Here is a 20,184-nt window from a genome sequence, read left to right as displayed (position 1 = left end):
ATGGTGGGCGATGACGGGCTCGAACCGCCGACCCCCTCCGTGTAAAGGAGATGCTCTACCAACTGAGCTAATCGCCCCGTCTTGTTGGAGTCGCATTATAGGGATAGTTCAAAGTGAGTCAACGGTTTTTAAAATGATTTCAATCGTTCGCCGCAAATTTAGGCAGGGCGCGATAATTATCGCCAGAGACGCCGATTCTTTGCGCAATGTTATGCGGAACTGGCCGCAAATCGCGTGAAATCGACCGGTGCAATATCGTGTCGGCGTTGAGGAATTAGCGCGTGGTGATACAATGTCGTCCACTCTTTTTTCAATTCCGAGCAATCGTCGGCAACCGCCGACACGCGTTGCGTAATAAGGCAGTGAACCCAATGAAAATCAAAACCCGTTTTGCACCGAGCCCGACCGGCTATCTTCACGTCGGCGGCGCGCGTACCGCACTTTATTCCTGGTTGTTCAGCCGCCATGCGGGCGGTGAGTTCGTTCTGCGTATCGAAGATACCGATCTGGAACGCTCCACCCAGGACGCGATCGACGCAATTATGGATGGCATGAACTGGTTGAACCTGGATTGGGATGAAGGCCCGTATTTCCAGACCAAGCGTTTCGATCGCTATAACGCGGTCATCGACGAGATGCTGGAGCAGGGCACCGCCTATAAATGCTATTGCTCCAAGGAACGCCTGGAAGCGCTGCGCGAGAAGCAGATGGAAAACGGCGAGAAGCCGCGTTATGACGGCCACTGCCGCGACAGCCAGTGCAGCCACACCGACGACGAGCCGCACGTGGTGCGTTTCCGCAACCCGCAGGAAGGTTCGGTGATTTTCGACGACAAAATTCGCGGCCCGATCGAATTCAGCAACCAGGAGCTGGACGATCTGATCATCCGCCGCACCGACGGTTCGCCAACCTATAACTTCTGCGTCGTCGTCGATGACTGGGACATGGAAATCACCCATGTGATCCGCGGTGAAGACCACATCAACAACACCCCGCGTCAGATTAACATTCTCAAAGCGCTGGGCGCGCCGGTGCCGGAATACGCGCACGTGTCGATGATCCTCGGCGACGACGGTAAAAAGCTGTCCAAGCGCCACGGCGCGGTGGGCGTGATGCAGTATCGCGATGACGGCTACCTGCCGCAGGCGCTGCTGAATTACCTGGTGCGTCTGGGCTGGTCCCACGGCGATCAGGAGATCTTCTCCATCGATGAGATGAAAGAGTTCTTCACGCTGGAAGCGATCAACAAATCTGCCAGTGCGTTCAACACCGAGAAGCTGCAATGGCTGAACCACCACTACATCAACCATATGCCGGCGGAAGAAGTGGCGGTGCATCTGGCGTGGCACGTTGAGCAACTGGGTCTTGAAACCCGCAACGGCCCGGAACTGAAGGACATCGTCAAGCTTCTGGGCGAGCGTTGCAAGACGCTGAAGGAAATGGCGGAGTCTTGCCGTTACTTCTACGAAGACTTCAGCGAGTTCGACGCCGACGCCGCCAAGAAACACCTGCGCCCGGTTGCACGTCAGCCGCTGGAAGCGGTGCGCGCCAAGCTGGCCGCCATCACCGTCTGGACGCCGGAAAACGTGCATGATGCCATTCAGGGTACGGCGGACGAGCTGGGCGTCGGCATGGGCAAGGTTGGCATGCCGCTGCGCGTGGCGGTGACCGGCGCCGGTCAGTCGCCGGGCATGGACGTGACCGTGCATGCGATCGGCCAGAAGCGTTCGCTGCAGCGCATCGATATGGCGCTGGCTTACATCGCCGAGCGTGAAGCGCAGGCCTGATTAGGCTGATACGCCATCCATAAAGAAAAAGCCCCGAGGAGCGATCCCGGGGCTTTTTTATTGTCGTTTATCAGGCTTGTTCGCCGGCCGGCAATCCCGGGCGATAGGCGAGGAAATACATCAACCCGACAAAGCCGGCCCCGCCCAGCGCGTTGCCGAGGAATACCGCAGCAAAGTTAGGCAGGTATTGCTCCCAACCCATGCCGCCGGCAAAGATGGCCGCCGGTATGATGAACATATTCGCCACCACGTGCTGGAAGCCGATGGCGACAAAAGCCATGACCGGGAACCACATGCCGATGACTTTACCCGGTACATCCCTGCTGGCGAAGGCTAACCATACCGCCAGGCACACCAGCCAGTTGCAGCCGACGCCGGAAATAAAGGCGTGCAGGAAGTCCGCATCCACTTTGGCCTGCGCGATGGCCAGCGTTTTATGCAAAAACGCGCCCTCGGTCAGGCCCAGCAGATGGCCGAAGAAGTAGGCGACGGCCACGCTGCCGGCGAAGTTGGCCAGGGTGACCCAAAACCAGTTGCGCAGCACGGCGATAGCGGGGATTTCGCGGGCGAACCAGGCCATCGGCAAGGTCATCATGTTGCCGGTCAGCAGTTCGCCGCCGGCCAGAATGGTCAGGATCAGGCCGATAGGGAACACCGCCGCACCTAATAGGGCGCCGAAAGAGCCCCATTCGGCCGGCAGGGTGCCGATGACGTGAATATCCAGCAGAAAGCCGGTAGCGATAAAGGCGCCGGCGAGAAAGCCCAGAATCAACAGATTAGCGAGAGGGGCGCGGCTTTTGTTCACCCCGGCCTGAACGGCGAGGGCGGCGATTTCTTTTGGTGAATGCAAAGACATGACGGACTCGGTTTATAGTAATGAAGTTTAAGGCGCGGGCAGTCTATGCCGCGCAGGAGTCCGACTCAAGCGCATTTCGCTAACATTCCGTTAATTAAAAATCAACGTGATATGCAGGGTCTTTCGCCATTTTGAGATGTAACGCTCAAAATGGCTGAACTCTGCGCAAAGTGATGATTTTTTGGTGCCAAACATGCTGATTTGGCGGCTTTTTCAACGCTTGATTCAGTAATTCAATTTAGCCGTTGACAGCTTTGAGCGGGTTTCATATTATGCGCCCCGTTCACAGCACAAAGTGATTGTGGAACGGGGCTATAGCTCAGCTGGGAGAGCGCTTGCATGGCATGCAAGAGGTCGACGGTTCGATCCCGTCTAGCTCCACCAACCTTCTTCTCAGCAAGGTTGGGGATACCGTAACGCCGGTCAATGCGTACCACTTTTGTGGGGCTATAGCTCAGCTGGGAGAGCGCTTGCATGGCATGCAAGAGGTCGACGGTTCGATCCCGTCTAGCTCCACCACAATTTAAAAAGCCGACCTCAGGGTCGGCTTTTTGCTTTGCGTCATTTCACCTTCGCCGAATGCAGGTCAACAAAAAAGGCGCCCGCAGGCGCCTTGTTATCGCAGTAGGTTCGAGAGGCTTAGCCCAGCACCAGGCCCGCGATGGAAGCGGACAGGATGCTGACCAGCGTAGAGCCGTACACCAGCTTCAGGCCAAAGCGCGACACCACGTTGCCCTGGTGTTCGTTCAGGCCCTTGATCGCACCGGCCACGATACCGATGGAAGAGAAGTTGGCGAAGGACACCAGGAACACCGACAGGATCCCCAGGCTGCGCGGCGACAGTTCGGCAGACACTTTCTGCAGCTCCATCATGGCCACGAACTCGTTGGAAACCAGCTTGGTGGCCATGATGCTGCCAACCTGCAGGGCTTCGTGCTTAGGAATGCCCATGATCCAGGCGAACGGGTAGAAGAAGTAGCCGAGGATTTCCTGGAAGCTCAGGCCGAAGATGGCGCTGAACACACCGTTAAGCGCGGCGATCAGGGCGATGAAGCCGATCAGCATCGCGGCCACGATAATCGCTACTTTAAAGCCGGCCAGGATGTACTCGCCCAACATTTCGAAGAAGCTCTGGCCTTCGTGCAGGTTGCCGAGGTGCAGCTCTTCTTCTTTATTGGTGTCGTACGGGTTGACCAGCGACAGCACGATAAAGGTGCTGAACATGTTCAATACCAGCGCCGCCACCACGAACTTGGCGTCCAGCATGGTCATGTAGGCGCCGACGATGGACATGGATACCGTAGACATCGCGGTCGCCGCCATGGTGTACATGCGCTTTTCCGACATCTTGCCCAGGATATCCTTGTAGGCGATGAAGTTTTCGGACTGCCCCAGGATCAGCGAGCTGACGGCGTTGAACGACTCCAGCTTGCCCATGCCGTTCACTTTCGACAGCACGGTGCCGATAATGCGGATGATGAACGGCAGCACTTTGATGTACTGCAGAATACCGATCAGCGCAGAAATGAACACGATCGGGCACAGCACCTTCAGGAAGAAGAACGCCAGGCCTTTGTCGCCCATGCCGCCGAATACGAAATCAGTCCCTTGTCCCGCAAACCCGAGCAGTTTGTCAAACAGCGCGGCGAATCCTTTTACGAAGCCCAAACCCGCTTCCGAATGCAGGAAAAAGTAGGCCAGCAGTACTTCGATAACCAGTAATTGAATAACATAACGAATGCGGATGCTCTTGCGATCGCGGCACACCAACAGGGCCAGGATCGCCACCACCACTATCGCCAACGCAAAGTGCGCAATATGGGACATGTTTGCTCCAAATTTGAGGCAGGCTGAATTTCGGCTGTCATTTTATGTAACGCTACGTTTAAAAACGAGACTTCTATTGCAAATATGGAAAATCATAGTGGGGGTTCTCCTAAAGTGTTGCGTAAAAGCATAAAAAATCAAGATGTTAAAGCAGGAATAGGAAATTCGTATTCTTGTGCTAACCTGTCTTTCAGGGGTATTGCAGCCAAAATCCCATCAGAAAAGCACGGAAATCGGCCAGCTCCGCACTGAACCCTACGATAAAACCGTTAATGTTGGCTATTACAGAGATAAGTTTTACCGCTATAAATGCGCTTGATAATTATTATCATTTATATAGAGTGGAGATAAACGTAATTTCAGTAAGGGTTCAACATATGCTGAACAGTCGCGTGGTTGAAACCACCTCCGGTCGCTCCGCCAGAAAAATCAAACTCTCGCTCATGGGGCCCGCCTTTATCGCCGCTATCGGCTATATCGATCCCGGCAACTTCGCCACCAACATTCAGGCCGGCGCTTCGTTCGGCTACAGCCTGCTGTGGGTAGTGGTCTGGGCCAACGTGATGGCGATGCTGATCCAGCTGTTGTCCGCCAAGCTGGGGATCGCCACCGGAAAAAACCTGGCCGAGCATATTCGCGATCGCTTTCCGCGGCCGGCGGTATGGGCTTATTGGGTACAGGCGGAGATCATCGCCATGGCGACCGATCTGGCTGAGTTTATCGGCGCGGCGATCGGCTTCAAGCTTCTGCTTGGCGTCTCCCTGCTGCAGGGGGCGGTACTGACCGGCATCGCCACCTTTTTAATTCTGATGCTGCAAAAGCGTGGGCAAAAGCCGCTGGAACTGGTGATTGGTGGCCTGTTGCTGTTCGTCGCTGCTGCCTACATCGTCGAACTGGCGTTCTCACAACCGCAGCTGGCGCCGCTGTTGCAGGGCATGGCGCTGCCCGATTTGCCTAACGGCGATGCGGTATTCCTGGCCGCCGGGGTATTGGGCGCCACGATTATGCCGCACGTGATCTATCTGCATTCATCGCTCACCCAAATCGGCGGCGAGCACGACAAGGCGGAGCGCTATGCCGCCACCAAAGTCGACGTCGCCGTGGCCATGACCATCGCCGGTTTCGTTAATCTGGCGATGATGGCCACCGCCGCCGCCGCGTTTCATTTCAGCGGCCACAGCGGCATCGCCGATCTCGACGTGGCCTACCTGATGCTGCAACCGCTGCTCGGGCACGCCGCCGCGACCGTGTTCGGCCTGAGCCTGGTGGCTGCCGGCCTCTCTTCTACCGTGGTGGGCACGTTGGCGGGGCAGGTGGTGATGCAGGGGTTCGTGCATTTTCATATCCCGCTGTGGCTGCGCCGTGCGGTGACCATGCTGCCGTCGTTTATCGTCATCATGCTGGGGATGGACGCGACGCGCATTCTGGTGCTGAGCCAGGTGTTGCTGAGCTTCGGCATTGCGCTGGCGTTGGTGCCGCTGCTGGCTTTCACCGGCAATCGGGCGCTGATGGGCGAGATGGTCAACGGTCCGGTGGTGCAAAACCTGGGTAAACTGATCGTAGTGGTGGTGGTTGGGTTGAACGGCTATCTGCTGATCGGCAGCGTGCTGTAAGCGAAACAGCGCGGGCCGGCGTTGCGCCGGCTCGTCGTGGTTAATCGCGGTCGTCGTCGCCGTGACGGCGCCAGCGATCGCGGTCATGATCGTGGTGGTGTTTTTTCTCTTTCTTCCAGTAATGCTTGTCGCAATGATGGTCGCATTTGTAATAGCGCCCGTCGCGAGAGTAGTAATATTTGCGCCAGTAGTCGCGGTCGCGCCAGCGATAGCCATCCCAGTAATAGCCGCGCGGGCTGCGGTCACCGAGATAACGCCCCTGATGTGAGCGCCACCAATCGCGATCGCGCCAGTCGTAACCGTCCCAGTAACGGCCGCGATTGTCCTGATCGCCGATGCGTAATGAAACGCCCGGCATCAGATCGATGCTGAGGCCTTCGGCATGCGCCTGCTGTGCGGCGGGCAGCACCGTCGCCGCCAGGATGGCGGCCAAGAGCAGAGGTTTAAACATGACTTCTCCTTCCCGCTTGCGCGGCTTGGCCGTTGATCACTTTATGAAGCGCGTTCATCAGTTTAAAAAGCGGCCTTATCGTTATTTTTACTGCAATATCGGCATCATAGCGCCGGCAATATAGGGTTGAATCTGAGAACAACTCTGAAAAGGACGCCGCAGGCCGAGATTTGAGATTTTTCTGGAGTATGGCCGCTCGATTGAGCGGCGTTATTTGTAAGCGATTACAATAAGATTTGCTCGATCTGCGCGAGCTCTTCTTCACTGAAGCGACGGTTGGCCAGCATGCCCACCGCGTCTTCTATCTGCGCATTCTTGCTGGCGCCGATCAGCACCGAGGTGACGCGATCGCCGCGCAGCACCCAGGCCAGGGCCATCTGCGACAGCTTCTGCCCGCGTTGCCGCGCCAGCGCATCGAGGCGGCGCACCTTGTCCAGTCGGTCGGCGGTCAGCTGTTCCGGCTGCAGGAAGCGGCTGCCGCTGGCAGCGCGGGAATCTTGCGGAACGCCGTGCAGGTAGCGGTCGGTCAGCAGGCCGCCCGCCAGCGGCGAGAAGGCGATGGCACCGACGCCATGTTCCGCCAATGTATCCAGCAATCCCGCCTCCGGTCCGCGTTCCAACATCGAATACTTGGGCTGGTGGATCACGCACGGCGTGCCGAGGCGCTGCAGAATGTCGAACGCCTGCCGCGCGCGCTCGGCCGGGTAGTTGGACAGGCCGACATACAGCGCTTTGCCCTGACGCACCAGCAGATCCAGCGCCGCCATGGTTTCTTCCAGCGGCGTTTCCGGGTCCGGACGATGGTGATAAAAGATATCCACATATTCCAACCCCATGCGCTTGAGGCTCTGATCGAGACTGGCGACCAGGTACTTTTTCGAGCCCCAGTCGCCATAGGGGCCGGGCCACATGGTGTAACCGGCTTTGGATGAAACGATCAGCTCGTCGCGCCAGGCCCGCAGATCGGCGTTGAGAATGCGGCCAAAATTCTCCTCGGCGGCGCCGGGCGGCGGGCCGTAGTTGTTAGCCAGATCGAAATGGGTAATGCCGCGATCGAAGGCGCAGCGGATCAGGCCGCGGGCGTTGTCATACAGCGTGGCGTCACCAAAGTTGTGCCACAGCCCGAGCGAGACCGCGGGCAGCTTCAGCCCGCTGCGGCCGCAGCGCCGGTATTCCATCTCTTGATAACGGGAGGGAGAGGCTTGGTAGGACATGGGTATCCTTGTCGACGAGAGGTGAAGTGCTTTAAGTGTATGCGTTTTCACTCCGCGCTGCCGGGGGAAGGATCACAAGGCCGGCATGTAACGCCAGGTTGCCGATTGAGGCGAGAGCCATCGTTCGAAATTTGAACAACATCTTCGATACTTAAAGATAATCGCTCCAGCTGCAGACAGGTGATGATCATGACTCAGATCTATACGGTGGCCGATTATCTGCTCGATCGTCTGGCTCAGATTGGCATCCGCCACGTCTTTGGCGTGCCGGGGGATTACAACCTGCAATTCCTTGATCACGTCATTGCGCATCCGCAGGTCAGCTGGGTAGGTTGCGCCAACGAGTTGAACGCCGCCTATGCGGCTGACGGCTATGCGCGCTGCAAACCGGCGGCGGCGCTGCTGACCACGTTTGGCGTCGGTGAGTTGAGCGCGCTGAACGGCGTAGCCGGCAGCTATGCCGAATATCTGCCGGTGATCCACGTCGTCGGCACCCCGGCGCTGCGCGCCCAGCGCGCCGGCGATTTGCTGCACCATTCGCTGGGGGATGGCGACTTCACCCACTTCGCCCGGATCGCCAAAGAGGTCAGCGTTGCCCAGGCTAATCTGACCGCCGACAACGCCGCCGTGGAGATCGATCGCCTGATCGGTGCTGCCTTGCTGGAACATCGCCCGGTTTACCTGATGTTGCCCAGCGACGTCGCGCAAGCGCTGCTGCCGGCCAAACCGGCGCCGCTGATGCTGCGTCAGGCCGGGTTGTCGCAAAACGCATTGCGGGCGTTTATCGCGGCGGCGCGTGAAAAGCTGCTGGGGGCGCGGCGGGTGTCGCTGCTGGCGGATTTTTTGGCCGATCGCTTCGGCGTTGAAACGGCGCTGGATAGCTGGATGCAGGAAGTGGCGATCCCACACGCCAGCCTGCTGCTCGGCAAGGGCGTGCTGGATGAGAACCGCGCCGGTTTTGTCGGCACCTACTGCGGCGGCGCCAGCGATCCGGCGGTGCAACAGTCGATCGAAAACGCCGACGTGGTGATCAACGTTGGCGTGCGCTTCACCGACACCATCACCGGGGGATTCACTCATCATCTGCCGATGGAAAAGTGCATCGATATCCAGCCGTTCGAAGCCTGGGTAGGGCGGCGGCGGTTCAACCGCATTCCGATGCGAGATGCCGTGCTGGCGCTGCATCGCCTGAGCCTGTCGCTGGCGGCGCGCTGGCCGTTGCCGACGATCGCCCGCCCTGCGTTGCCGGAAGCGGCGGGCGAAGGGCTGGATCAACACGCTTTCTGGCGACAGATGCAGGATTTTCTGCGGCCGGACGATATCGTGCTGGCCGATCAAGGCACGGCCTGTTTTGGTGCGGCCACGTTAACGCTGCCGCGCGGCAGCCGGATGATCGTGCAGGCGCTGTGGGGATCGATCGGCTATACCTTACCGGCGGCGTTCGGCGTGCAGACCGCCGAACCGCAGCGACGGGTCGTGCTGCTGGTCGGCGACGGTGCCGCGCAGCTCACCGTGCAGGAACTGGGATCGATGCTGCGCGACGGGCTTAAACCGGTGATCTTCGTGCTGAATAATCAGGGGTACGCCATCGAGCGCGCCATCCACGGGCCGGAGCAGAGTTACAATGACATTGCGCCTTGGAATTGGACACAGCTGCCGGCGGCGCTGGCAGGCGATCGGCCGGTGAAGGCGTTGCGCGTCAGCGATGCTGAGGGGTTGAGCCAGGCGCTGCGTGAGGTAGCGGACGGCGATCGGCTGGCTTTCATCGAAGTGATGCTGCCGAAGAGGGACATCCCCGAACTGCTCGATACCCTCTCGCGCGTGATTCATTCGCGCAACGCCGCCGCTTGAGCCGCGTCGTCTTCCAACAGCCGCTCCAGCATCCAGTACCCCGCCGGGCCCGGCGGGGTCAGTTTCGACCACACCGCATCCACCGAAATCAGTTTGGGCCAGCCGCGCGGGCGCAGCTGGGTGAGCCTGCCGTGGCCGTATTGCTGCACCAGCCAGTGCGGCAACACCGCCCAACCGAATCCCTGTTCCGCCATCTCCAGCAGCAGCAGATAGCTGGGCGCCGACCACACCAATCCTCCTTGCCTGGCCGCCTCGGCGCCGGTGTAGGTGTTCAGGATCAGCTGACGGGTGCTGGATAACTGTTCCGGCGTCGGCGCAGCGACCTGCGCCAGCGGGTGCTGATGGGCGACGAACAGCCCCATTTCGGTCTGTTCAGGCAGCCGGGAAAAGGCAATATCCGGCGGATAGGTTTTTTGCACTTCCACCATGCCCAGGTGCGCGCGGCCGCTCTGCAGCAGATCGATGACGTCGCCTTCTTCGGCGATCATCCATTCCAGTTCAATCTCCGGATAACGCTGTTCGAACCGCTGCATCAGGCTGTCGTGGTGCTTGGGCTGGTAAGTGTCGGAAAACACCATGCTCAGGCGCGGTTCGACGTTGCCCGCCAGCTGAATGCTCAATGCATCGAGCCGCTCGCTGGCGGCCAGGATCTCCTGTACGTGCCCCAACACTTTGCGGCCGGCGGCGGTGAGCACCGGCTGGCGCGCGCTGCGATCGAACAGCGTCAAGGCCAGGTCTGCTTCCAGATTGGCGATGGCGGTGCTGACGGTGGATTGGCTTTTACGCAGCTTGCGCGCGGCGGCGGAAAATGAGCCCAGGGCGGCGGCTTCCACAAAGGCTTGTAACGCTTCCGGTGAGTAGTGCATATGTATCTACTTTATCGATGGAACCTATTTTTAATCTACCCAAAAAAGCGATGATAATCACCTGGCTTTCGCAACAACTGTCGAATAAAAGGTGATGTATGCAACTGCAAAACAAGTCTCTCATTGAACGTATCGTCCACGCCGTCGGTTTCGAGGCCATCGCCGTGATGGTTTGCGCCCCGCTGGGCGCGTGGCTGCTCAACCGCTCAATGGTGCAGGTCGGTGCGTTGGCGGTGATGCTCTCCACCGTCGCGATGCTGTGGAACATGGTTTACAACACGGTGTTCGACCGTCTGTGGCCGGTCAGCCGGGTGGTGCGTAACCTGAAAGTGCGTGCGCTGCACGCCGTCGGCTTTGAGGCCGGTTTTATCCTGATCGGGGTGCCGATCGCCGCCTGGATGCTGAGCATTTCCTGGGGGCAGGCGTTTATGCTGGAAATCGGTTTCTTCCTGTTCTTCCTGCCGTACACCATGGCCTACAACTGGCTGTACGACACGCTGCGCCAGCGCTGGTTTGAAGCGCGCCAGCCGATCAATTCCGGCGCCAAATAAGGCGTCGTCAGCCCGGCGATTCTCAGGTAAGGTCAGAGGATCGTCGGAAAATGCTGAGGAACGAATGATGAAAGTGTTGGGCTTGCTGGGCGGCATGAGCTGGGAATCCACCATTCCTTATTACCGCACTATCAACGAGCAGGTAAAGGCGCGCCTCGGCGGGCTGCATTCGGCCAAAATCGTGCTCTACAGCGTCGATTTTCAGGAGGTTGAACGCTTGCAGCACCAGGGCGATTGGGACGGTGCCGGCCGGCTGCTGGCCGCCGCTGCAGTGGCTTTGCGCGCCGCCGGTGCCGAAGCGATCGTGATCTGCACCAACACCATGCACAAGGTGGCGGAGGCGGTCGAGCAGGCCAGCGGCCTGCCGCTGATTCATATCGCCGATGCCACGGCGCTGCAGGTGCGGGAAAAAAATATTCGCCGCGTCGGGCTGCTGGGCACGCGCTTTACCATGGAGCAGACCTTCTACCGCGGCCGCCTGCAGGAGTTGCACGGCATCGACGTGGTGACGCCGGTCAGAGCCGATCGCGACATCGTACACCGCATCATCTATGACGAACTGTGCCTGGGTAAAATTCGCGACGCCTCGCGCGACGAGTATCGCCGGATCATCAGCGATCTGGAGCAGCAGGGCGCACAGGGGATTATTTTCGGCTGCACCGAAATAGGCTTGCTGGTGAGCGAGCGGGATGCGTCGGTGCCGGTGTTCGACACCACCGCGATCCACGCCCGTGCCGCCGCGGCGTTCGCGCTGGCCTAATCGTCGTGCGGCGGCTGCCGGCGATTCACCAGCATCAGCGGTTTGCCCGCCAGCGCCAGCCAGGCGGGCAGCATCACGATGCACAGCACCGGCAGCAGATGCAGGTCCGGCACCACCGCCACCGCCATGAACAGGCTGAGCCAGCCGTCGCGCGTCACCACCAGCACCAGCCCCATGATGGCGCAGGAGACGGTGATCGCCGCCGGCACTGCGGGAACGTGTTGATGCAGCATCAGCCCCAGCGCCACGCCGACGAACACCGCCGGGAAGATGCGCCCGCCGCGAAAGCCACAGGCGGCGGCGATCACCAGCGCCGCCAGCTTGGTCAGGGTAATGGTCAACAGCGCCGGCACCGAATAGCCATCGTCTTGCGCGAGGCGCTTCATTTCATCCAGCCCTTTGAACAGGGTAATCTCTCCGCCCACCAGCGCCAGCAGGCCCAGCACAAAGCCCCCCAGCCCTAACATCAACACCGGGTTCTTCATCGAATGGAACAGGCGGTGAACGTGCGGGAAGCACCACAGCGCCACCATGCCGAGCGCGATGGCGATCAGCGCCACGATGGCGCCGCTGAAGATGTCCGGCAGCCGCGTCACGTCGTAGGCGTCGAGCTGCAGGGCGAAGTTGGGCACGAAGAACATCTGGGTGGTCACCGCGCCGGCGGCGGCGGCGACCAGCGGGGCAAACAGCCGATCCCACAGCGGCGTTTCGTTATTGCCCGCCAGGGTTTGCGAGAAGATCAGCGCGGCGGCGACCGGTGTGCCGAACATCGCGCCGATGGTGCCCGCAGCCGCCAGGATGATCCAGTCCATGCGCGGCACCTTCGGCAGCAGGCGCGCCCCAGCCGCCGCGACCAGCGCGATATTGATGGCGGTGATCGGGTTCTCCGGCCCCAGGCTGACGCCGCCGGCCAGGCCGACGATCAGCGCCAACCCCAGCCCCGGCAGGGCGGAAAGCGGCAGCGGCATGCCGATCAGTGATTCCGTCGCCGGATCCGGCCCGGCGTGGCCCGGCATATAGCGCACGATCAGGCCCACCGCCACGCCGGTCAGCGTCAGCATCGCGACCGGCCACCAGGGCGACTGGGCGTCCAGGCTCAGCATATCGGGCAGCGTCACCCACAGCCATTGCTGCAGTGTGGCGGCGACGTTCATCACCAACAGCAGCACCAGACTGGATGCGGAACCGATAATCAGCGCAGGCAAAGCAAAGGCCAACATGGCATTGGCGCGCGGATGCAGCATGGGTATTCCCTTGTCGATGCCTCCATGCCGGGCAAGGAGAGCGGGTGATTGGACAGTGGCCACAGCTTGCCAGACTATCGGCGTGCAGGCACGCACTGATATTGCCCGGCGTCGATGACGGTTAACAGTCGCCGGGGGGCGTTTTTTGCCGCAATTTGTTTCAAAACGCGGCGTGGCGGGCAAGCTGAAACGTTTTTTGTGATCCGGATCGCTATTGGGGCGCAGATCCGAGGCGGGTGATTGTTGTTTTTGCGGCAGGATTTTACAGTGTGGGCAGCTGTTTATTTTTCATTTTACGGAGACGAAATCAATGACCTATGCCCTCGTAGGTGATGTTGGCGGCACCAATGCCCGCCTGGCGTTGTGCACTGTTGCGACGGGTGAGATTACCCAGGCGAAAACCTATTCCGGCCTGGAGTTCGACAGCCTGGAGGCGGTGATCCGCCACTACCTGAAAGAGTGCGATATCGAGGTGCAGGACGCCTGTATCGCCATCGCCTGCCCGGTGACCGAAGACTGGGTGGCGATGACCAACCACAGCTGGGCGTTCTCGATCAAAGCGATGAAGGCCAGCCTGGGGCTGAGTCATCTGGAGGTGATCAATGATTTCACCGCCGTCTCGATGGCGATCCCGATGCTCTCGCCGGACGACGTGCTGCAGTTTGGCGGCGGCGAGGCTCAGCCGGGCAAACCGATCGCAGTGTACGGCGCCGGCACCGGGCTGGGCGTTGCCCATTTGGTGCATGTCGATCGCCGCTGGGTCAGCTTGCCGGGCGAGGGCGGCCATGTCGATTTCGCGCCGAACAGTGAAGAAGAGGACATCATTCTGGAGGTGCTGCGCGCGGAAGTGGGGCACGTTTCCGCCGAGCGCGTGTTGTCCGGGCCGGGCCTGGTCAACCTTTATCGCGCCATCGTCAAGGCGGACAACCGCCTGCCGGAAAAGCTGGAGCCGAAGGACATCACCGAGCGGGCGTTGGCCGACAGCTGCATCGACAGCCGCCGTGCGCTGTCGCTGTTTTGCGTGATCATGGGGCGCTTCGGCGGCAACCTGGCGCTGACTCTGGGCACCTTTGGCGGCGTGTACATCGCCGGCGGCATCGTGCCGCGCTTTATGGAATTCTTCAAGGCTTCGGGCTTCCGCGCCGCCTTTGAAGACAAGGGGCGCTTCCGCGACTATGTGCGCGACATCCCGGTGTTCATGATCACGCATGGCCAACCGGGCCTGCTGGGAGCCGGCGCGCATCTGCGCCAGACGCTGGGCATGCAGCTGTAAGCTCTGCGGCAGAACAATAAAAAGGGGCGCAACCCACAGGTTGCGCCCCTTGTCGTTTTCGCGGGGATCAGGCTTTGGCCAGCTCCGCCGCCTGTGCGGTTTCTTCGGTTTCCACTTCCACTGCTTTCGGCGCTTTGATGAACAGCGTAATCAGCAGGGAGGCGGCGGACAGGACGCCAATCACCATGAAGGTGGCGTGGAAGCCGCCGAAGTATTTGGCGACGAACGAACCGGCCAGCGCGCCCAGGCCGAAGCCCTGGTAGATGATGCCGTAGTTCTTGCTGTGGTTTTTCAGGCCGAAGAAGTCGCCGACAATCGCCGGGAACACGGTGATGTTGCCGCCGAAGCAGAAGGCTACTGCACCGACGCAGATGAAGAACAGCGTGTGGTTCAGCGTCATGAAGCTCAGTGCGACAATCGCCAGCACGGTAACCAGCATGGTGAAGCTGATGACGCGCATACGGCCCACTTTATCGGACAGCGTGCCCAGGATGATGCGGCCGGCGGTGTTGAAGATAGCGACGGCGGATACGGTGTTGGCGGCGGTAGCCAAGTCCATCCCGGCCAGCTGAACGCCCATGTCTTTCACGATGCCGATCAGGTACAGACCGCTCATGCAGGCAGCGAAGAAGATGGTGAACAGCAGGTAGGCTTCTTTGGTGGCCAGCATCTGGCGCACGCTGAAGTCGTTGCCCAGGCCGTTGGCGCCTTGCTGTGCGGTGCGGGTCGCCAGCACCGGCTCTTTCAGCAGCAGCGAACCGACGACGATCAGGCCCATCACGATGACACCCCAGTAGAAGAAGGCGCCGGAAACGCCGACGTCGGCGATCAGGGCGGCGTTGACGTATTTGAACAGCAGGCTGCCGCTGCCGAAGGCACCGACGGAGATGCCGGAAATCAGGCCTTTGTTGGCCGGGAACCACTTAATCAGGTTGGACAGGGTGGAGATGTAGGCGATACCGACCGCAAAGCCCACCACTACGCCGGCCAGCAGGTAGATCATGTCGAGCGAGCTGACGTGGGCGCTGGCGATAAGGCCCAGGCCGACCAGAATGCCGGCACACAGCGTCAGGTTGCGGATGCCGAAACGCTCTTGCAGTTTGCCGGCGAACAGCGTGGCGAAGGCCAGGAAGAAGCTGGTGATGGAGAAGGTGGTGGCGACGTCCGCCAGCCCCCAATGGAACTTGTCGACCAGCGGCTGGTTGAACAGGCTCCAGGTGTAGATGGTGCCCAGACCCATCTGACAGATGATGGTGCCGAGAACGATTAAGCTGCGATTTGCCGGTTTGGTGTTCATGGCCGGTCTCCTTCCTGTGTGTGCGTTGCCGGGCGTGAGCCGCTGGCTGAAATTTGCGGGGTGAATCAACGTTCCCGCGGTATGGGCTTATTATATGGCCGGCTCTCCCGGTGGACGGCGGATCGGGAATGAGTTGCACGACGGAAGGAATGAAATGCATTTTATGCGGCGTGAGTTGCCGTTTTTGCGCCGAAAAGCGTGTGAAATGCCGCAGGTGACACGTGATCTACATCAAAGATATCAACGATTTATTGTTAATCGCCGGTGAACGATTGTGGTGAAATTGTGAAGGATGCGTCTGAAAGGCGTAAATCGGCATTGCGCCTATAGAGCGGCGGTGAGCGCGGGACTATGTTATCTGCGATCGGACAAGGTCCGCTCTGCAGGAGTCCATGAAATGAAAAAAACGCTGTTGTTACTGGCTGCGCTGTTGGCGCTGCCGCTGGCGAGCCAGGCCGATGTGTCCATCGGCGTGAACGTGCCGGGCCTGTCGTTGCATATCGGCGATCGCGACAATCGCGGCCACTACTGGGACGGCTATCGCTGGCGCGATCCGCGCTGGTGGGCCGATCACCACCGGTATGAACGCCCGCGCGGTTACTACTATGGCCCTCCGCCACGGGTGATCTACTACGGGCCGCCGCCGCGCGACTGGCGCGATCGGCCGCATTACCGCATGCCGCCACCGCCGCCGCCGGGCTATTACTACCGTCCGGGCCCGCGCTGGTAAGCGCTTACAGGCGCATCAGCTTGCGGAACTCTTTCACCTTGCTGCGGCTGACCGGCACTTCAAACTCGAGATCGCTCAGCCGCAGAATGTAGGTATTGTTGAACCAGGGGACGATCTCGCGGATCTTCGCCAGGTTAACGCAGTAAGAGCGGTGGCAGCGGAAGAAATGCTCTTCCGGCAGCCGGCCGTAAAACTCGGTGATGTTCATCGGCATCACGAACTCTTCCCGGCGGGTATAGACCCGCGTCACCTTTTCATCGGCGGCGGCGTAATAGATATCGTTGATGTCGGTAACGATGATCCGCTCGTCTTTGATCAGGTTGATGCTGTGGCTGCCGCGGCTCGGCGCGCTGGCCGGCTCGGCCGCGCCGGCGGGGCGTTGATGCAATGCCTCCAGCTTTTGCAGCATGGTGACGATGCGCGCTTCGTGATAAGGCTTGAGGATATAGTCGAACGCCTCTATCTCGAAGGCTTCCACCGCGTGCTCTTTATAGGCGGTGATGAACACGATCGACGGCCGATGGGCGAACTTGCTGATGTTTTGCGCCAGCAGCACGCCGTCCAGGGACGGGATGTTGATGTCGAGAAAAATGGCGTCGACCTGGTGCGTCTGCAGGTATTTGAGGACATCGAGGCCATCCTCAAAGGTGGCGACGATATCGATGTTGCTGTGTTTCTTGATCAGGTAGCTGAGTTCTTCCTGCGCGAGGAATTCGTCTTCCACGATAATGGCTTTCATGAGGCCTCCCCGATCGGCGGCGCGCTCGGTTCCTGATGCAGTTTGCCGCCGTTTTTGCTGATGTAAAACGCGATTTCGGTGCCCGGTTCCAGGCGGCGAATATGCAAGCCTTCACCGTACAGCAACGACACGCGATGATGCACGTTGAGCAGGCCGATATTGTGGCCCGGCATCTCGTTGCGCGCCACCCGGTCGATGGTGTCCTGGTTGATGCCGTGGCCGGTGTCCTTCACCGAAATTTTCACCCGGTCGCCCTGATCTTTCACCGCGATCACCACCACCCCTTTCCCCTTGCAGGGCTGGATGCCGTGCACGATGGCGTTCTCCACCAGCGGCTGGATCAACAGGCTTGGAATGCGCACCGAGACGTCGTCGTCGATGTCGTAAATCACCGTCAGCTTGGCGCCGAAGCGCGCCTGTTCGATGGCGATATAGTCCTGAATCTGGTGCAGTTCCTTGCGGATATCGATCAGCTCGTCGTTCAGCTCCAGGTTGTAGCGCAGGTAGCGCGACAGGTTGATGATCAGCTGGCGCGCGGTGTCCGGATTCAGCCGGATAGAGGAAGAGATGGCGTTCAGCGCGTTGAACAGGAAGTGCGGGTTAATTTTGCTCTGCAGCGCGCGCATTTCGGCCTTGTCCGCCATCTGGCGCAGGTGCTCGATGCGGGAAACCTCCATCTGCGTGGAGATGATTTGCGACAGCCCGACCGCCATCACCTTCAGCGTGTTGGTGATCTGGTGGGCGTGGCAGTAGTAAATCTTCAGCGCGCCGGTCACTTCGCCTTTTTCCCACAGCGGCACCACCAGCTGCGAATGGATCTGCGGCGCGGCCGGGTTTTCCAGGTTGTTCTTGATGATGATTTTGCCGTGGCGAATGCTTTCGCGGGTGACGCGGCTCAGCCCTTCGCGGCCGATCGGGTAGGCTTCGCGCCCCACGCCAACGTAGGCCAGCACCTGATGGGTATCGGTGATCGCCACCGCATCGGCGCGGATGTCCTGGCGGATGATATCGCAGATGGTGGCCAGCGATTCGCTGTTGATATTGCGGAAATAGGGCAGCGTCTTGTGGGCGATATCCAGCGCCAGCTTGGCCTGACGCGCGGCGATCACCTCTTTTTCATCCTCGACGCTCTGCACCAGCAGCACGATCAGGCCGATGCACACCGTGCCGAGGATCATCGGCAGGGCAATCTGCGACACGATATCCAGCCCGAGCTCGGTCGGTTTGGCCCACAGCACGATCAGCAGCATGGTGAGGGATTCGCACAGCATGCCGCCGACGATGCCGGCGCGCCAGCGCTGCTCTTTTTTCACCTTGAGATTGATGTAGCCGGCGCTGATGCCGGCGATGATGCTGGTGATAAGGCAGGGCACCGAGGTGATGCCGCCGATGTCGATCAGGTAGCGGTGCACGCCGGCGATGATGCCGGTGACGATCCCCACCCAGGGGCCGAACAGGATGCCGCCGGCCATGATGGCGATGACGCGCACGTTGACCAGCGATCCCTCAACGTTGATGCCGGAGTAGGTGCTGAACAGCGCAAACAGCGAGAAGATCGCCGTGACGATGCCGAGTTCGAGCGGCGTATGATCTTCTTTTTGCAGCAGTTGGCGGAACAGCCGGGTGCGGGTCAGGAAAAACAGACAGATCAACATCAGCGCGGCGCGATCAAACACCGCCAACAGCATTTCAAAAAAAGGGTGCACGACGGGTTCTCGCTGCGGCCTACGGATGGCGGCAGTATACCACAGCGAGAAAGGCCCGTGGCTCAGGCCGGCGGTCAGCGCATGCCGAGCTGCGTTTTGCCCAGCGGCGTCAGCAGATCGGCGGTGGCGCGGCCGTCAAAATCCACTTCGAAGTCGTCGGGAGCGAAGTCCGGCGGCGTTCTGCCGTCGATAAAGCTCGGCAGTTGGCGCTGCAGGTAGGCGTCGTTTTTCGCGCAGCCCGGCGCGGCGGCGATGTACATCACGTTGCTGTCGAACTCGCCGTTATGCTCGTTCTCCACCGCGTGGATCACGTCGCAATGCCAAAATACCGTGTCGCCCGGCTCCAGGTCGGGAATAGGGGAAATCCCACTTAATAAAAGGGGATGCCATTTTTCCGAGATCGACAGCGCGCGGCCCGGCGCCGCATCGCACAGATCGTCGTCGGCGACGTCGTCCTGCAGCGCGCGCAGCAGCACATAGGCCATGGCGTTGGCGATCGGCACCAGGTTCAGCGTGCCGGCGTTGGTGCGCTGCGGCGTCAGCGCCGTCCAGCCCTGGAAGGTGCGGAACATCGAGCAGACCGCCGGGGAGGCTATCTCGCGCACCTCGGTGCGGCCGTCGGCGGCGAAGGGGTCGTACTGCTGCCAGTCGCCGGAGAACACGTGGCGATACACATAGCGGAAGTTTTCGTCCAGCCAGCGCTCGATGGTGCCGCTGTCGACGTGCGGCGACAGGCCCAGCGACGAGGAGTTCGGCGGGCGGCGGCGGGTGCGATCGGCGTAGGTGGCGACGCGGGTCGGATCGAAATGCTGTTTGCCGTTGCTCTCGGTGGCCCACAGGCTGTTGAGGAACACCTGCACTGCGTGCATGCGCGCATCCTGCCGCGCTTCAACCTGCGGTTTCGACCAATAGATGCCGTAAATTTGCGGCTTGCTGGCGGCCAGCTTGCCGAAATAGTTGTCTTCGGCGGCGTTTTTCAACCGCTCGACGAAGTTGTTGCGCTCGAGGTAGTCGCCGATTTCGCGATTCCAGCCCTCGGCTTTGGCGCGCGGAAACACGCCGCGAATGGCGCAGGCGCCGCGCTGCTTGATCAGCGCTATCTGCTGCTCGCTGACGCGTTGCTGCAGGATATCTTCCGCGTCGATCTGCGGCACCGGATTGTGGCCGGCGGCCAGCTCGCGTCGGATCTGTTCGACTTGGCCGCGGATGTTCTCTTCCAGCGCCTGAAAGACTTCGCGGTAGTTCGGCAATGCCTGGCGCAGCTGGCGCTTGACGTTAACAATCGCCTGCGGAATATCGTCGATGACTAAAGAGGCCATGGTGTTCTCCTGGTGCCGCGTGAGTGACTGCGGCGGGCAGTTGTAGGGAATCGGGCAAGACGTTATGGTTTTGTGGTTTTAACGTGAATGATTATCGGCA

Annotated in this window: 17 protein-coding genes and 3 tRNA genes; 9 read left to right on the top strand and 11 right to left on the bottom strand. The window is 60.2% G+C overall.

Translation table 11 applies throughout. From position 1 onward, the window contains the following. Window position 1: 1 nt before the first annotated feature. A tRNA-Val gene (locus AC6BYQ_RS09820) sits at window positions 2-77 on the bottom strand. Between the two features lie 294 nt (window positions 78-371). Here AC6BYQ_RS09820 and gltX point away from each other — a divergent pair. Continuing rightward, a complete protein-coding gene (gene gltX, locus AC6BYQ_RS09815) occupies window positions 372-1,787 on the top strand; it encodes a glutamate--tRNA ligase (RefSeq protein ID WP_015378659.1) in 1,416 nt (471 codons plus the stop codon). 70 nt (window positions 1,788-1,857) lie between these two features. Here the strand turns inward: gltX and AC6BYQ_RS09810 are convergent, their stop codons facing one another. Continuing rightward, on the bottom strand, window positions 1,858-2,643 hold the full coding sequence (locus AC6BYQ_RS09810) for a formate/nitrite transporter family protein (RefSeq protein ID WP_174135606.1): 786 nt from the start codon (window positions 2,641-2,643) through the stop codon (window positions 1,858-1,860). A gap of 308 nt (window positions 2,644-2,951) precedes the next feature. Between AC6BYQ_RS09810 and AC6BYQ_RS09805 the strand changes: the two genes are divergently transcribed. Continuing rightward, window positions 2,952-3,027 (top strand) — tRNA-Ala (locus AC6BYQ_RS09805). 59 nt (window positions 3,028-3,086) lie between these two features. After that, window positions 3,087-3,162 (top strand) — tRNA-Ala (locus tag AC6BYQ_RS09800). A 120-nt stretch (window positions 3,163-3,282) separates the two neighbouring features. Here the strand turns inward: AC6BYQ_RS09800 and AC6BYQ_RS09795 are convergent. Then, window positions 3,283-4,470 carry a NupC/NupG family nucleoside CNT transporter gene (locus AC6BYQ_RS09795; RefSeq protein ID WP_004936373.1) on the bottom strand — a complete coding sequence of 396 codons (1,188 nt, stop codon included), beginning with the start codon at window positions 4,468-4,470 and terminating at the stop codon, window positions 3,283-3,285. A gap of 377 nt (window positions 4,471-4,847) precedes the next feature. Here AC6BYQ_RS09795 and AC6BYQ_RS09790 point away from each other — a divergent pair, with 377 nt between their 5' ends. After that, window positions 4,848-6,083 carry an Nramp family divalent metal transporter gene (locus AC6BYQ_RS09790; protein ID WP_498056793.1) on the top strand — a complete coding sequence of 412 codons (1,236 nt, stop codon included), beginning with the start codon at window positions 4,848-4,850 and terminating at the stop codon, window positions 6,081-6,083. A 40-nt stretch (window positions 6,084-6,123) separates the two neighbouring features. On the opposite strand, the gene AC6BYQ_RS09785 is transcribed toward AC6BYQ_RS09790, so the two are convergent. Further along, window positions 6,124-6,534 (bottom strand): DUF2502 domain-containing protein, encoded by a 411-nt coding sequence (locus tag AC6BYQ_RS09785; protein WP_498056792.1) that lies wholly within the window; start codon window positions 6,532-6,534, stop codon window positions 6,124-6,126. Between the two features lie 224 nt (window positions 6,535-6,758). Next, window positions 6,759-7,748 carry an L-glyceraldehyde 3-phosphate reductase gene (mgrA, locus tag AC6BYQ_RS09780; RefSeq protein ID WP_498056791.1) on the bottom strand — a complete coding sequence of 330 codons (990 nt, stop codon included), beginning with the start codon at window positions 7,746-7,748 and terminating at the stop codon, window positions 6,759-6,761. Between the two features lie 189 nt (window positions 7,749-7,937). Here mgrA and AC6BYQ_RS09775 point away from each other — a divergent pair, with 189 nt between their 5' ends. Further along, the gene (locus tag AC6BYQ_RS09775) at window positions 7,938-9,599 is read left to right on the top strand and encodes an alpha-keto acid decarboxylase family protein (protein ID WP_498056790.1); all 1,662 of its coding nucleotides are present in this window, start codon (window positions 7,938-7,940) and stop codon (window positions 9,597-9,599) included. Here AC6BYQ_RS09775 and AC6BYQ_RS09770 read toward each other — a convergent pair. Next, complete coding sequence (locus tag AC6BYQ_RS09770; RefSeq protein WP_025160151.1) at window positions 9,575-10,465, bottom strand: LysR family transcriptional regulator; 891 nt, start codon at window positions 10,463-10,465, stop codon at window positions 9,575-9,577. The two genes, AC6BYQ_RS09775 and AC6BYQ_RS09770, sit on opposite strands and share 25 nt — an antisense overlap. A 98-nt stretch (window positions 10,466-10,563) precedes the next feature. Between AC6BYQ_RS09770 and AC6BYQ_RS09765 the strand changes: the two genes are divergently transcribed. Together AC6BYQ_RS09765 and AC6BYQ_RS09760 are read left to right on the top strand one after the other, a co-directional pair. Next, complete coding sequence (locus AC6BYQ_RS09765; protein WP_019453822.1) at window positions 10,564-11,016, top strand: multidrug/biocide efflux PACE transporter; 453 nt, start codon at window positions 10,564-10,566, stop codon at window positions 11,014-11,016. A gap of 67 nt (window positions 11,017-11,083) precedes the next feature. Continuing rightward, window positions 11,084-11,776: an aspartate/glutamate racemase family protein gene (locus AC6BYQ_RS09760; RefSeq protein WP_498056798.1), complete on the top strand. Its 693-nt coding sequence runs from the start codon at window positions 11,084-11,086 to the stop codon at window positions 11,774-11,776. On the opposite strand, the gene AC6BYQ_RS09755 is transcribed toward AC6BYQ_RS09760, so the two are convergent. Next, window positions 11,773-13,020: an ion channel protein gene (locus AC6BYQ_RS09755; RefSeq protein ID WP_154746588.1), complete on the bottom strand. Its 1,248-nt coding sequence runs from the start codon at window positions 13,018-13,020 to the stop codon at window positions 11,773-11,775. The two genes, AC6BYQ_RS09760 and AC6BYQ_RS09755, sit on opposite strands and share 4 nt — an antisense overlap. 310 nt (window positions 13,021-13,330) lie before the next feature. Here AC6BYQ_RS09755 and glk point away from each other — a divergent pair, with 310 nt between their 5' ends. Beyond that, window positions 13,331-14,293, top strand: a complete 963-nt coding sequence (gene glk, locus AC6BYQ_RS09750) for a glucokinase (RefSeq protein ID WP_019453819.1) — start codon at window positions 13,331-13,333, stop codon at window positions 14,291-14,293. Between the two features lie 67 nt (window positions 14,294-14,360). Here the strand turns inward: glk and AC6BYQ_RS09745 are convergent, their stop codons facing one another. Further along, window positions 14,361-15,590, bottom strand: coding sequence for an L-lactate MFS transporter (locus AC6BYQ_RS09745; RefSeq protein WP_019453818.1), 1,230 nt, complete (start codon window positions 15,588-15,590; stop codon window positions 14,361-14,363). Between the two features lie 397 nt (window positions 15,591-15,987). On the opposite strand from AC6BYQ_RS09745, the gene AC6BYQ_RS09740 reads away from it, so the two are divergent. Beyond that, window positions 15,988-16,320: a DUF2502 domain-containing protein gene (locus tag AC6BYQ_RS09740; protein ID WP_019453817.1), complete on the top strand. Its 333-nt coding sequence runs from the start codon at window positions 15,988-15,990 to the stop codon at window positions 16,318-16,320. Window positions 16,321-16,324: 4 nt separating this feature from the next. On the opposite strand, the gene AC6BYQ_RS09735 is transcribed toward AC6BYQ_RS09740, so the two are convergent. From AC6BYQ_RS09735 to AC6BYQ_RS09725, 3 genes are all read right to left on the bottom strand, one after another. Then, complete coding sequence (locus tag AC6BYQ_RS09735; protein WP_019453816.1) at window positions 16,325-17,059, bottom strand: LytR/AlgR family response regulator transcription factor; 735 nt, start codon at window positions 17,057-17,059, stop codon at window positions 16,325-16,327. After that, window positions 17,056-18,747 (bottom strand): sensor histidine kinase, encoded by a 1,692-nt coding sequence (locus AC6BYQ_RS09730; protein WP_063919813.1) that lies wholly within the window; start codon window positions 18,745-18,747, stop codon window positions 17,056-17,058. The genes AC6BYQ_RS09735 and AC6BYQ_RS09730 overlap by 4 nt, the downstream gene beginning before the upstream one ends. A 92-nt stretch (window positions 18,748-18,839) precedes the next feature. After that, window positions 18,840-20,084: a DUF1479 domain-containing protein gene (locus AC6BYQ_RS09725; RefSeq protein WP_197668096.1), complete on the bottom strand. Its 1,245-nt coding sequence runs from the start codon at window positions 20,082-20,084 to the stop codon at window positions 18,840-18,842. Between the last annotated feature and the right edge of the window lie 100 nt (window positions 20,085-20,184).

The sequence above is a fragment of the Serratia sp. LTN-2 genome, assembly GCF_059740205.1.
The sequence above is the reverse complement of the archived record's forward strand: the minus strand, read 5'-3'. Positions and strand labels throughout refer to the sequence as shown.